At 71.0% G+C, this 12,978-nt stretch carries 9 protein-coding genes; 7 read left to right on the forward strand and 2 right to left on the reverse strand.

Annotated elements, in window-relative coordinates; translation table 11 throughout:
• Positions 1–57 precede the first annotated feature (57 nt).
• Complete coding sequence (locus tag FHX78_RS23575; RefSeq protein ID WP_145869409.1) at positions 58–1,290, reverse strand: DUF6545 domain-containing protein; 1,233 nt, start codon at positions 1,288–1,290, stop codon at positions 58–60.
• Positions 1,291–1,551: 261 nt separating this feature from the next.
• On the opposite strand from FHX78_RS23575, the gene FHX78_RS23580 reads away from it, so the two are divergent.
• Genes FHX78_RS23580 through arfA form a run of 4 tightly spaced genes read left to right on the forward strand, consistent with a single transcriptional unit; the run spans position 1,552 to position 6,264 of the window.
• Positions 1,552–2,901: an extracellular solute-binding protein gene (locus FHX78_RS23580; RefSeq protein WP_145869410.1), complete on the forward strand. Its 1,350-nt coding sequence runs from the start codon at positions 1,552–1,554 to the stop codon at positions 2,899–2,901.
• Positions 2,898–3,839, forward strand: a complete 942-nt coding sequence (locus FHX78_RS23585; RefSeq protein WP_145869411.1) for a carbohydrate ABC transporter permease — start codon at positions 2,898–2,900, stop codon at positions 3,837–3,839. Before FHX78_RS23580 ends, FHX78_RS23585 begins: the two co-directional genes overlap by 4 nt.
• Positions 3,836–4,699, forward strand: coding sequence for a carbohydrate ABC transporter permease (locus FHX78_RS23590; RefSeq protein ID WP_145869412.1), 864 nt, complete (start codon positions 3,836–3,838; stop codon positions 4,697–4,699). The genes FHX78_RS23585 and FHX78_RS23590 overlap by 4 nt, the downstream gene beginning before the upstream one ends.
• A gap of 59 nt (positions 4,700–4,758) precedes the next feature.
• Positions 4,759–6,264: an arabinosylfuranosidase ArfA gene (gene arfA / locus FHX78_RS23595; RefSeq protein ID WP_145869413.1), complete on the forward strand. Its 1,506-nt coding sequence runs from the start codon at positions 4,759–4,761 to the stop codon at positions 6,262–6,264.
• A gap of 38 nt (positions 6,265–6,302) precedes the next feature.
• On the opposite strand, the gene FHX78_RS23600 is transcribed toward arfA, so the two are convergent.
• A complete protein-coding gene (locus tag FHX78_RS23600; protein WP_145869414.1) occupies positions 6,303–9,155 on the reverse strand; it encodes a glycoside hydrolase family 35 protein in 2,853 nt (950 codons plus the stop codon).
• A gap of 358 nt (positions 9,156–9,513) precedes the next feature.
• On the opposite strand from FHX78_RS23600, the gene FHX78_RS23610 reads away from it, so the two are divergent.
• The 3 genes from FHX78_RS23610 (at position 9,514) to FHX78_RS23620 (ending at position 12,899) form a co-directional block, all read left to right on the forward strand.
• Positions 9,514–10,167, forward strand: coding sequence for a DUF4360 domain-containing protein (locus tag FHX78_RS23610; protein WP_145869415.1), 654 nt, complete (start codon positions 9,514–9,516; stop codon positions 10,165–10,167).
• A 339-nt stretch (positions 10,168–10,506) separates the two neighbouring features.
• Positions 10,507–11,484 (forward strand): arabinan endo-1,5-alpha-L-arabinosidase, encoded by a 978-nt coding sequence (locus FHX78_RS23615; RefSeq protein ID WP_145869416.1) that lies wholly within the window; start codon positions 10,507–10,509, stop codon positions 11,482–11,484.
• Complete coding sequence (locus FHX78_RS23620; RefSeq protein ID WP_145869417.1) at positions 11,466–12,899, forward strand: family 43 glycosylhydrolase; 1,434 nt, start codon at positions 11,466–11,468, stop codon at positions 12,897–12,899. The genes FHX78_RS23615 and FHX78_RS23620 overlap by 19 nt, the downstream gene beginning before the upstream one ends.
• Positions 12,900–12,978 lie beyond the last annotated feature (79 nt).

Below are 12,978 nucleotides of genomic sequence, written 5' to 3' on the forward strand. Positions count from 1 at the left end.
CACCTGTGCAATATGCCAAGACGTGTGCCGTCCCGGCCAGTTCCTCGTCCGGGGCCGTCACTCGGTGACCGCCGTGGTGTCCTCGGGTGCCACGGCGCGGGCGCGGACCTCCCGGATCACGTCGGGGTGGCGCAGGGCGCGCGAGACGGCCCCGATCTCGCGGAGCAGCTCCGTGGTGTCGGGGCCGTGGCCGTGGCCGGTGTCGCGGGCGCCCGCGTCCTCGACCGCGTCGAGGATCACCACGGCCGCGGCGAGCGCCCTCGCCCGCTCCGGCCCGAAGCCCAGGCCGAGGGCGGCCGCGTACGACCTCTCCCGCAGCCGCTCGTCGGTGCGCCGGGCCAGCGGCAGCAGCACGTCACGGATGAAGGTCTCGCGGCGGGTCAGGCGCAGTTCGGCGCTGGCCCGCAGCACCGGCGGCACCCCGGAGCCGTGCACGGTCCGCATCAGCCGGTACAGCGGCCGCAGCCGGCGGTGGGCCAGCCGGATCCGCCAGCGCTCGTGCAGGTACTGACCGGCGTGCGGCAGGATGAAGCCGACCGCGATGGACACCGCCGACAGGCACGCCAGCGCCGGGGCCAGGTGGAGGCTGAGCCAGTCCAGGTCGTGGCCGGTCCAACGCGCCCCCACCGCCGTGAGTTTGGCGGCGTCGAAGGCCAGGTTGAGCGCGTAGCCGACGCCCAGGAACTTCAGTCCCCAGCGCAGCCAGGCGTCGAGTCCGTCGGTGCGGATCCAGTTGCGGATCAGCTTCGCGGTGACGAGGGAGGCGGTGGTGTGCGCGAGGAGGTACAGCAGGATCTCCTCGCGCATGAACGGCGTGCGCGCGTAGTAGGTGTCCAGGTCCCGGGTCCGCTCGACGGGCACGTCCGCGAGGGCGAACAGCACCCACAGGGCGGCGATCACGCCCCCGTAGACGGAGACGACCCAGCGGGTGGCCCGGCGGGTGGAGGCGGAGTGCTCGGGCAGGCCGTCGCGCCAGGCGATGATCAGCACCAGGCAGGAGCCGCAGAACGCGGTCAGCAGTGAGTACACCCAGGGCGCCGAGATGTTCGGCACGCCGGTGACCCGGTTGACCCAGACGATCGTCGAGGGTGCGACGAACACGAACACGGCGCAGGCGAGCAGCAGCAGTCCGCCGACCGCGCGCAGCAGGGGATCCGTCCAGAGCCGGATGATGGTCGGCAGCTTGATGGCCAGGGCGGCGGCCAGCACGCCGGCCGGGATCCACCAGAAGGACGTGTAGAACTCGCTGAGGAACGAGGCCGGACCCATGGCCGCGTCCGCGAACCCCATCGCGTCCCCTCGCTCTCACTCGCCGCCGTTCGAGCCTACGCGGCGACCCATGCCCGCGTCTTGCGATCCGGTGACCGTTGCCCCGCCGCGGATGACCGTACGGCGCCCGTCCGTGCGCGAAAGGGTGCGGGAGAAGTCCTGCCCCGAGTTGTGTCCGAAGCATTGACGCGCCGACGCTTCACACCTACGGTCCCGTTCGAAGTTACGAGCGCTATTCGATATGTCGAACATGGCAATCTCTTCAAGCAGATGGGGCAGGGCATGGGACGACCTGGCCTGGATCGCAGGCAACTCCTCACCGGACTGGGCGGGTTGACGATCGCCGGAAGCTTCGGCTTCGCGGCGCTCGGAACCGGAGCCGACGCGCTCGCCTCCGGAGCGGACACCCGGGTGCGCTACTGGAACCTCTTCAGCGGCGGCGACGGCTACAACATGATCGGGATGCTGGACTCCTTCCGCGCGGAGAACCCCGGCATCGACGTGAAGGACTCCACCCTCCAGTGGGGCAACCCCTACTACACCAAGCTCGCGATGGCCGCCGCGGGCAACCGCGCGCCGGACCTCGCCGTCATGCACCTCGGCCGGGTCCCCGGATTCTCCCCGGGCCGCCTCCTCGACCCCTGGGACGTGGACCTGCTCGCCCGGTACGGGGTGCGTGAGGAGGACTTCAACCCCGACCTGTGGAAGCGCGCCGTCGTCGACGGCAAGCTCTACGCCCTCCCCCTCGACATCCACGTACAGCTCTGCTTCTACCGCCGGGACGTACTGAGGAAGGCGGGCCTGCTCGACGGCGACGGCCGGATGGTGCCGGTGACGTCGGCCGAGGAGTGGTTCGACGTGCTGAAGCAGGCGAAGAAGGCCACCCGCGGCGGACTGCAGACCCTCGGCCTGCACGTCAACGACCTCAACATCCAGTGGTGGATGTTCGTCGCCTTCTACACCCAGCTCGGCGGCACCTGGTTCGACGCCGCCAACACCGAGGTCACCTTCGACACCGGCAAGGCCACCGAGGTCCTGGAGTTCCTGCGCCGGCACATCACCGACGGCTACACCGTCCCCGGGGCCGCCGACGCCGAACAGTTCGTCAACGGCGCCCCGTTCACCCTGGAGGGCAACTGGTCGGTGCCGGTCTTCGACACCGCGAAGCTCGACTACGGCGCGGTCCCGCTGCCGCCCGTCTTCGGCCGCCCGGCCACCCACGCCGAGTCCCACGCCTTCGTGCTGCCGCACCAGTCCGGCCGCGGCGGCACCGGCAACGACGCCGCCCACCGGCTCGCCGCCTACGTCGTGCAGCACGCCCGCCAGTGGGCCGGCGGCGGCCACATCCCCGCCCACACGCCGACCCTGTCCTCGGCCGCGTACAAGAAGCTGAAGCCGCAGAGCGAGTACGTCTCCGCGATGGACCACCAGGCCACCGAGCCGAAGGTGTGGTTCGCCGGCTCCACCGGACTGCTCGCCCAGCGCGTCGGCCCCGTCGTGATGGCCTCCACCGCCGGTTCCGCCAAGCCGGAGGCCGCGGCCCGCCGCATGGAGGGCGTCCTCGCCCACCTGCTCACCATGAAGAACCCGATGGACGGCCGGACCGCCGCCGAGGGAGGTGCGGCCGCATGACGACCGCCAGTGCCGAGACCGTCGTCGCCCCGGCGCCCGCGAAGGCCGCCGCCGGCACCGCCACCGCCCGCCGCCGCCAGGGCTTCCAGCACGGCGGATGGTTCGTCGCCCCGTTCCTGACGCTGTTCGCCCTGTTCGTGATCTGGCCGCTGCTGCGGGGCCTGTGGCTCAGCTTCACCGACGCCAACATCTCCGGCGACGAGGCGAACTTCGTCGGCCTCGACAACTACCGCGAGGCCCTCCACGACGACCTGATGTGGGACTCCCTCGGCCACAGCGCCTACTTCACGCTGCTGGTCGTGCCCTGCATCACCGTCCTGGCGTTCGGGCTGGCCATGCTCGCCCACCACATCGAACGCGGCAAGTGGCTGTGGCGGCTCTGCTTCTTCCTGCCGTTCCTGCTGCCGTCCACCGTCGCCGGCAACCTCTGGCAGTGGCTGTTCAACCCCGGCACCGGCATGGTCAACCACGTCTTCGGCATCGAGACCCCGTGGCTGTCCGACACGTCGTACGCCATGCTCGCCGTCGTCATCTGCACCCTGTGGTGGACGGTCGGCTTCAGCTTCCTGCTCTACCTCGCCGCCCTCCAGGGCATCCCCGCCCACCTGTACGAGGCGGCCACACTGGACGGCGCGAACGCCTGGCGCCGCATCGTCCACATCACCCTGCCGATGCTGCGCAACATCACCGGCCTGGTGATCGCCCTGCAGATCCTCGCCTCGCTCCAGGTCTTCGACCAGGCCGTCGTCATGATGGACTTCGGCCCCGGCCCCGAGGACTCCACCCGCACCTTCGTGCAGTTCACCCTCGAAGAGGGCTTCACCGCCTACCGCGTGGGCTACGCCTCCGCGATCTCCATCATCTTCTTCGTGCTCATCGCGGCCGTCGCCCTCGCACGGATGTGGCTGCTGCGCAACCGTGAGGAGGGCGGCCGATGACCACCGCCGCAGCACCGATACGGACCAGGGCCCGCCGGGGCTGGACCCCGAGCCAGATCGTCCTCACCCTCCTCGGCACCGCCGTCGCCGCGGTGATCGTGTCGCCCCTGGCCTGGGCCCTGTTCACCTCCCTGAAGTCGGAGACGGAGGCCGTCGAGGTACCCCCGCACTGGCTGCCCGAGGACTGGACCGGCCAGGCCTGGACGGCGATGTTCGAGACCGGCAACATCACCAACTGGTTCGTGAACTCCCTCGTCGTCTCCGTCTGCGTCACCACCGTCGTCCTGATGGTGAGCGCCCTGGCCGGATACGGCTTCGCCCGCACCGAGTTCCGCGGCAAGGCCGTCCTGATGGGCGTGGTGATGGCCGGCCTGATGATCTCCCCGGCGGTCCTCGGCGTCCCGCTGTTCACCACCGTCCAGCAGATGGGCATGGTCGACACCTACTGGGGCATGATCCTGCCGCAGTGCGCGCCCGCCGCCATGGTCTACATCCTCTACAAGTTCTTCCAGGGCATCCCGCGCGAACTGGAGGAGGCCGCCTTCATCGACGGCGCCGGCCGCTGGCGCGTCTTCTTCACGATCATCCTGCCGCTGTCGCGCCCCTCGCTCGCCGCGGTCGGCATCTTCACCTTCATCAGCTCCTGGAACAACTTCCTGTGGCCGTACATGGTGACCAACAACCCCGACCTGATGACCATGCCGAACGGCATCGCGACCGTCATGAACTCCTACGGCATCCAGTGGGCCCAGCTCATGGCCGGCGGCCTGATGGCGGGCCTGCCGCTGATCATCGTCTTCGTCTTCTTCCAGCGGCAGATCGTGGCGGGCGTCGCCCACACGGGACTGGCGGGCCAGTGACCGCCGCCCACGACCCGCAGCCGCAACGCAACGTGAACCCCCTGATCCGAAAGGCGCACATGCGAACCGCCCGCTTCACCCTCGATCCCGCCTTCACCGTCGGCGAAGTCAACCCCCGCCTGTTCGGCTCGTTCGTGGAACACCTCGGCCGCTGCGTCTACACCGGCGTCTTCGAACCCGGCCACCCCACCGCGGACGCGGACGGCATCCGCCAGGACGTCCTGGACCTGGTCCGCGAACTCGGCGTCACCGCCATCCGCTACCCCGGCGGCAACTTCGTCTCCGGCTACAAGTGGGAGGACTCCGTCGGCCCGGTGGAGGACCGCCCCCGCCGCCTCGACCTCGCCTGGCGCTCCACGGAGACCAACCGCTTCGGCCTGTCCGAGTACATCGCCTTCCTCAGGAAGATCGGCCCCCAGGCCGAACCGATGATGGCGGTCAACCTCGGCACCCGGGGCGTCGCCGAGGCCCTGGAGCTCCAGGAGTACGCCAACCACCCCGCCGGCACGGCCCTGTCGGACCTGCGCGTCGAGCACGGCGACAAGGACCCGTTCGGCATCCGCATGTGGTGCCTCGGCAATGAGATGGACGGCCCCTGGCAGACCGGCCACAAGACCGCCGAGGAGTACGGCCGTATCGCCGCCGAGACGGCCCGCGCCATGCGCCAGATCGACCCGGGCGTCGAACTCGTCGCCTGCGGCTCCTCCGGCCAGTCCATGGAGACCTTCGCCGAGTGGGAGGCGACGGTCCTGAAGGAGACGTACGACCTCGTCGACTACATCTCCCTGCACGCCTACTACGAGCCGCTCGACGGCGACGTCGACTCCTTCCTCGCCTCCGCCGTGGACATGGAGTCCTTCATCGAGAACGTCGTCGCCACCTGCGACCACGTCGGCGCCCGCCTGAAGTCCAAGAAGAAGATCAACCTCTCCTTCGACGAGTGGAACGTCTGGTACCTGTCCCGCACCGAGGCGCAGGTCAGCGCGCTGGACTGGCCGGAGGCGCCGCGTCTGCTGGAGGACAACTACAGCGTCACCGACGCGGTCGTCTTCGGCTCGCTGCTGATCGCCCTGCTCCGGCACGCCGACCGCGTCACCGTCGCCTGCCTCGCGCAGCTCGTCAACGTGATCGCCCCGATCATGACCGAGCCGGGCGGCCCGGCCTGGCGGCAGACCACGTTCTTCCCGTTCTCCCAGGCCTCGCGGTACGGCCGGGGCGAGGTGCTCGACGTCCGCGTGGACTCGCCGACGTACGAGACGAGGAAGTACGGCGAGACGGACCTGCTGCACGCCACCGCCGTGCGCGCCGACGACGGCTCGGTGACCGTGTTCGCGGTCAACCGCGGCCGCACCGCGTCGCTGCCCCTCGACGTCGCGCTCGGCGGCCTGGGGGTCACGTCGGTCGTGGAGCACAGCGTGCTCTCGGACGCCGACCCGGACGCCCGCAACACCCTCGCCGAACCGGAGCGGGTCACCCCGCACGCGGCCGAGGGCACGACCCTGGCCGACGGCCGTCTGTCCGCCGTGCTGGAGCCGCTGTCCTGGAACGTGATCCGGCTGGCCTGAGCCCCGCCGGAGGCGGTGGACCCACCCTTCCGGCGGGCTCACTTCCCGGGTGCGTCCACCGCCTCCACCGGAACGCCGCCCAGCGCGGCCCCCAGCAGCGTCAGCCGTACGTCCCGCGGCCCCGCCGGTGTGGTCCCGTCCGACAACACCGCCAGGGCGAGTGTGTTGGCCCCACGTGTGCGCAGGATCCCGTTCGGCAGGACGAAGGTGTGCTGCGGGCCCACGTCGTTGATGTACTGGCCCAGGTTCCAGCCGTTGAGGAAGATCTGCACGCGGTAGGCGCGCCCCGGGTCGTCCTCCAGGGTGAGCCCGATCGACGCGTCCACCTCCGCGGGGACGTCCAGCCGGAAGCCCGCCCGGTACCAGGCCACTCCCTGCCGCCGATCCTCGCGCGGCAGGTCCACGGCCCGCCACTCCCGGTCGTCGTGGCCCGGCAGGTGCCAGCCCTTCCGCTCCCCGTACAGCCCGCCGTTGTTCAGCGGCCCGCGCACCCGGTCCGGGGCCGCGGCCCCCTGGATCCGCCAGTCCACGCTCCGGGAGCCGCCCCCGAAACCGGCGGACACGAGCCCGCGCGCGGCCCTGTGCGTGTCCCGCGCGGTGCCCTCCGCCCGCTCGTCCCCGGCGTGCTGCATCGGCCGGACGAGCACGGACAGCACGTGCGGCCCCCGCGCGCGCAGCTTCTTCGGCACGTCGAAGGCGGCCGTCGCCGTCCAGGTGCCCCTGGCCGCGGTCTTGTCGTCCGGCACCGGCATGCGGTGGGTGCCCAGGGGCCGCCCGTCCAGCCACGCCATCAGCAGCCCCTGCGTACCGGTGCTGTAGGTCAGCGACACCGACTCGATGCCCCGGGTGTCCTCGAACCGCCCCCGGTACCAGACGTCGCCGTAGTGGAAGCCGTAGTCGTCCGCGAAGAGGACGGGGCCGTCCCCGGGCACGGGGGTGGTGCTGTGCGACGTGGCGCGGTCGGCGGCCGGCCACGCCGAGTCGTCGAAGTCCGGCTCGGACTCCGGGTTCTCGGCCCGCCGCCGCCATCCGGCCGGCACCGGCAGCGGCACCGCGGGCGCGCCCGGCATCAGCCCCTCCATCACCAGGCTCCCGGCGCGGCTGAGCCGGGTGCGCACCGGCTGCCCGTTCCAGGTCACGCCGGTGACCCCGCGCGGCGCCCACACCTCCAGGCCGGTCTCGCCGACGACATCGCCGACGAGGTGGACGGTGGAGCCGCGCACGGTGGCCGAGCGCAGCAGCGCCGGGCCGTACACCAGCAGCGCGCCGGAGGGGGTCTCGTACGGCCACAGGCGCAGCGCGGTCGCGTCGTCGGCGAACAGCAGCACCATGGGCGTGTCGGAGTCCCCGCCCTCGATGAGCACCCGGCTCAGCCCGCCCGGGCCGAGCGGCACCACGATGTTCAGCCTGCCCCGGTCGTAGGACCACGCGGGTTCGTCGTCCAGCCGGTTGGTGACCGGCTGCTTCTCGCAGTCCAGCGCCACCTGCGCGGTCTCCCCGCCGCGGCCCGCGAACACGGCGATGTCCTGCCGGCCGGCGGTCATGCTCAGCATGGGCTGCGCGGTGGTGAACGCCAGCCGGCGCCGGCCCAGTTCCAGGCCGGTGGTGAGCAGCTTGGCGTCGCGCGGCCCCACGGTGACCGGCACGTCGATGCCGGAGTCCGGCAGCAGCGAGGTGATCTCCTCGGCGGAGTCGTTGCGCACGACGTACACCTGGGCGCCGGTGTCGGGGTTGGCCAGGTGGCGCACGTCGAGCCGTTCGTCCCGGGCCCGCACCCCGGGGGCCGCGTCCAGCCGCGCGAGGTCGGGCACGGTCCGCACCAGGTGCCCGAGCTGGTGCAGCGGGGCCAGCCGCGGCGTGGGCCGGCGGCCCTCGTCGATCGGGGCCCCGAAGTCGTACGAGGTGTAGACGCCCGGCGCGGGCAGCCAGCCCCACGAGGTCCCGCCGAACGCCATGCGGACGTTGTGCACGGTCACGCCCTCGGCGAGGTGGCCGAGGTGCTCGCGCCGCTCCTGCGCGGCGTCACGGGCCCGCCGCACCTCGGCGTACCCCTTGCCGCCGGACGCCACCCCGCCCCACCCGTCGGCCGCGCCGCCGGGCGCTCCCGTCCGGAACCCGGGCGCCTTCCGCGGACCGGCCGGGCGCTCGCCGAGGTACGCGTCCGCGTGGAAGAGCGGTACGTCGATGCGGTCGGCGCGCACCTTCGCGTACAGGTGGTCCAGGTAGGCCCGCCCGGCCGGATCGTCGGCGGGCACGTCCGAGCCGTCCTCGAACTGGTACAGCAGTACGGTGCCGCCGCCCGCGGTGAACAGATGCCGGACGGCGATGGCGTCGACCGCGCTCAGCCACTCGTCGACGTGCCGCAGGTACTCCGGGTCGGCGGTCCGTGCGGTGCCCCCGACGCCCGTCAGCCATCCGGGGAACCCGCCGGCGTCGACATCGGCGCCGATGTACGGCCCCGGGCGCAGGATGACGTACAGCCGCTCCTCGGCGGCCGTGCTCAGGAACCGGTGCAGATCCCGCACCCCGGTGAAGTCGTACGCGCCGGGCGCGGGGGAGTGGTGGTTCCACGCCACGGGGACGCTGACCGCGTTGTGTCCGTGGGCGCGCAGCTTCTGCAGCACGTCCCGCCACAGGGACGGGCTCGGCAGCCGGAAGGGGTGCATCTCCCCCGACCACAGCACCAGGCGCCGGCCGTCGACCAGCAGCGAGTGCCGGTCGTAGCCGATCCGGTGGCGCCTGCCGTCCGCGCTCGGCGGGGGCGGCGGCGGGCCCGTGGGCACGCTGCGCGGCCCGTGCGCGCCGGTCGCCGCCCCGCCGCTGCCGGCGAGCGCGAGACCGAGCGCCGCCGTGCCGGCCAGGGCGGTGAAGGTACGCCTGCTGAGCTCCAAGGGAGCGCCTCCTGTTGGGGTGCCACAAGGGGTGCTGGTGGGCCATTGTCCATGAACCGGCACCACTCCGTTCACACCCGGGCCCCTTTATGCCCCTTATGTGAGGGTGTGATGGGGTGGAGCGTGACGGGGTGGAAGTGAATGGCCGGAGTTCACTCTGTCCGCCGGTCGCGCGGGTCCATACGATGCGAGCGCTCCCGGCCTTCACCGCATCTTCATGCCTCCTTCACGGGGTCGGGGGCTCATGTGCGTGCGCTTCTGTCATGTGCATGACGCTTCAATCAAGGCAAGCGATCAAGGCAAACGACCAAGGCAAGCGATCACGGTTGTTTCACCCCCCACCGAAGGATGGAGAACCATGGCTGGTGGACTGCTCCTGAGTGCGGCGGCGGCCGCGCTCCTGACCGCCGCGTTACCCGCGCACAGCCCGGCGTCCGGGTTCGACGACCCGCCGCCGGACAAGATCGTCATCGATGTCGCCACAGTGAACGGTTCCGGATGCCCGAAGGGCACCGCCGCGGTCGCCGTCTCCGCGGACAACACCGCGTTCACCGTGACGTACAGCGACTACCTCGCCCAGGCGGGCGGGGGCTCCGATCCCACCGCATACCGCAAGAACTGCCAGCTCAGCCTGCTGGTCCACGTCCCGCAGGGCTTCACCTACGCCATCGCCGGCGCGGACTACCGGGGCTTCGCCTCGCTCCAGTCCGGCGCGAGCGGGACGCAGCGGGCGTCGTACTACTTCCAGGGCTCCCCGAACACGGAGCACCGCAGCCACGCGTTCGCCGGCCCCTACGACGACAACTGGCAGGCCACGGACACCACCGACTGGGCCCAGCTGGTCTACGCGCCCTGCGGGGTCCAGCGCAACTTCAACATCAACACGGAGCTGCGCGTCAGCGCGGGGACGGCGTCCTCGGACCAGGTCAGCTTCATGACGATGGACTCCACGGACGGTGACATCAGCACGGTCTACCACCTGGCGTGGAAGGAGTGCCCGGCGAAGTCGTGACGCGGTGACCTGACCTGACCTGACCTGACCCGGCCGGTCGGTGCGGCCCGTACGCCCGTGAAGGGTGTGCGGGCCGCACTTTGATGTCGCCGCCCGCCGACCGGTCGGGGGCCGCGTCTCCCTCGACGAGCACCGCCGCGGGCTCCTCCGTGTCGATGTCGGTATCGCCGTCGTCGCACCCCGGGTCGAGTTGACTGAGGCCGCGCGGGGCATTGACGCGCAAGTGGTTCGATTCTACGGTCCGTTCGAACTTGCGATCGCCGTTCGGAATGCCGAACGACGTGTGACCCCCACCACCGTGACCCCACCACCGTGACCCCCACCGCAAGGAGAACCCGTATGAGCCGCACGCTCCGCAAGCGCACCGCCCTGCTCGCACTCCCCACCGCCGCGCTGCTCGCCCTGATGCCGACCACCGCCTCGGCGTACCCCAACCCCGGCCGCGTCACGGGCTCCGTCGTCACGCACGACCCGTCGATGATCCGGACCTCGTCCGGGCAGTACCTGCTCTACGCCACCGGCGGCGGCATCGCCCACAAGACCTCCGGCGACCGCACCGCCTTCTCCGCCGGCGCCGACGCGTTCTCGTCCCGCCCGAGCTGGTGGCGGAACTACTCCTCCGTGCCGGAGGCCTGGGCGCCGGACATCTCGTACCACGGCGGCAAGTACCTGATGTACTACTCCGTCTCGAAGTTCGGCTCCAACACCTCCGCCATCGGGCTGGCCGGCTCCACCACCGGGCAACCGGGCAGCTGGAGCGACTACGGCATCGTCTACACCTCCAGCTCCTCCAGCGACTACAACGCCATCGACCCCAACCTCTTCGTGGACGACGACGGCAAGTGGTGGCTGTCCTTCGGCAGTTGGTGGACCGGGATCAAGATGATCCAGGTGAACCCGTCCACGGGGAAGCAGCTCTCCTCCAACACCACCCGCTACTCCCTCGCCTCCCGCCCCTCCGGGACCAAGGCCGTCGAGGCACCGTTCATCGTCAAGCGGAACGGCTACTACTACCTCTTCGCCTCCTACGACACCTGCTGCGCCGGCACCAGCTCGACCTACAAGGTCAAGGTCGGCCGCGCCACCAGCATCACCGGGCCGTACCGCGACAAGAACGGCGTCTCGATGATGAACAACGGCGGGACGCCGGTGCTCGAGTCGCACGGCAGCGTCATCGGGCCCGGCGGACAGTCGATCATGAACGATGTCGACGGGGACCTGATCGTCTACCACTACTACGACGGCAACGACAACGGCACGCCCAAGCTCGGCATCAACCTCCTGAACTGGAGCAGCGGATGGCCCGTCGCCTACTGACCCTGCTGGCCGCGCTGCTGCTCGCCCTCTCGTTCGGGCAGCCGTCCGCGCAGGCGGCCTCCTTCGGCAACCCCGTCAAGGCCCAGAAGGGCGCCGACCCGTGGATCGTCCACCACGACGGCGACTACTACCTGGTCAGCACGTCCTGGACCGATGTCATCACGGTCCGCAAGTCGCCCACCCTCGGCGGCCTCGCCACCGCCCCCAGCGTGCAGGTGTGGCAGGGCGACGCGGCCTCCCGCTGCTGCAACATCTGGGCGCCGGAGCTGCACTACCTGAACGGCCGCTGGTACCTGTACTACGTCGCCGGGCAGAACGTCGCCGACTACAACCCCACCCAGCGCAGCCACGTCCTGGAGAGCGCCGGATCCGACCCCATGGGGCCCTACAGCTACAAGGGGCAGCTCAACTCCTCCTGGATGCTGGACCCGACGGTCGCCACGATCAACGGGCAGCTGTACCTGTTCGGCAGCACGCACAACGGCACGCAGAACATCGTCGCCGCGCGCATGTCGAACCCCTACACGGTGAGTTCGTCCTTCTCCACCGTCTCCACGCCCACGTACGACTGGGAGCGGCAGGGCGGCACCGTCAACGAGGGACCGGAGATCCTCCAGCGGGGCGGCCGCACCTTCCTGGTCTACTCGGCGAGCGGCTGCTGGACCCCCGACTACAAGCTCGGCCGGCTGGCCCTCACCGGGTCGAACCCGGCCTCCGCCTCCTCCTGGACCAAGAAGTCCACGCCCGTCTTCCAGCGCAGCGACGGCAACGGCGTCTACGGGCCCGGCCACAACGGGTTCTTCACCTCGCCGGACGGAACGGAGAGCTGGATCGTCTACCACGCCAACGACTCCGCCTCCGAGGGCTGCGACAACGGGCGCACGGCACGGGCGCAGAAGTTCACCTGGAACGCGGACGGGTCACCGAACCTCGGTACGCCCGTCCGCCTCGGCGCGGCCCAGAGCGGGCCCTCCGGTGAGCCGGCCGCCGTCTCCACCACGTACACCCTCACCAACCGCAACAGCGCGAAGTGCCTGGAGGTGGCGGGGAGTTCGTCGGCCGACGGGGCGAACGTGCAGCAGTACGCCTGCAACGGCGGCGCCCACCAGCGCTGGCGGCTGGAGGACCTCGGGGACGACACCCACCGGCTGGTGAACGTCGCCACCGGAAAGGTGCTGGACACCGAGAACTGCTCGTCCGCCGACGGCGCCGACCTGCGGCAGTGGCCGTGGCTGGACAACACCTGCCAGCGCTTCCGCTTCGTGGCCACCGACAGCGGTCACGTCCGCATCGTCAACCAGGCCACGGGCAAGGTGGCGGATGTGGCGGACTGCGGTACGGCGGACGGGGCGGACGTACGCCAGTGGTCGTGGCTGAACAACGCCTGCCAGCAGTGGAGGCTGAACGTGGCCTAGACGTGGGGTCCGGGCCGCGTACGAGGGCGGTGGCCATGACGCGGCCCGGTCACCGTCCCCGTTCCTCCGGCGGACCACC

Source organism: Streptomyces capillispiralis (assembly GCF_007829875.1).
Taxonomy (GTDB): domain Bacteria; phylum Actinomycetota; class Actinomycetes; order Streptomycetales; family Streptomycetaceae; genus Streptomyces; species Streptomyces capillispiralis.

Excerpts from the sequence above, each read along its gene's own strand:
- FHX78_RS23575 (WP_145869409.1), bottom strand. The coding sequence starts at position 1,290 with ATGGGGTTCGCGGACGCGGCCATGGGTCCGGCCTCGTTCCTCAGCGAG.
- arfA (WP_145869413.1), top strand. The coding sequence starts at position 4,759 with ATGCGAACCGCCCGCTTCACCCTCGATCCCGCCTTCACCGTCGGCGAA.
- FHX78_RS23615 (WP_145869416.1), top strand. The coding sequence starts at position 10,507 with ATGAGCCGCACGCTCCGCAAGCGCACCGCCCTGCTCGCACTCCCCACC.
- FHX78_RS23580 (WP_145869410.1), top strand. The coding sequence starts at position 1,552 with ATGGGACGACCTGGCCTGGATCGCAGGCAACTCCTCACCGGACTGGGC.
- FHX78_RS23610 (WP_145869415.1), top strand. The coding sequence starts at position 9,514 with ATGGCTGGTGGACTGCTCCTGAGTGCGGCGGCGGCCGCGCTCCTGACC.
- FHX78_RS23620 (WP_145869417.1), top strand. The coding sequence starts at position 11,466 with ATGGCCCGTCGCCTACTGACCCTGCTGGCCGCGCTGCTGCTCGCCCTC.
- FHX78_RS23590 (WP_145869412.1), top strand. The coding sequence starts at position 3,836 with ATGACCACCGCCGCAGCACCGATACGGACCAGGGCCCGCCGGGGCTGG.
- FHX78_RS23585 (WP_145869411.1), top strand. The coding sequence starts at position 2,898 with ATGACGACCGCCAGTGCCGAGACCGTCGTCGCCCCGGCGCCCGCGAAG.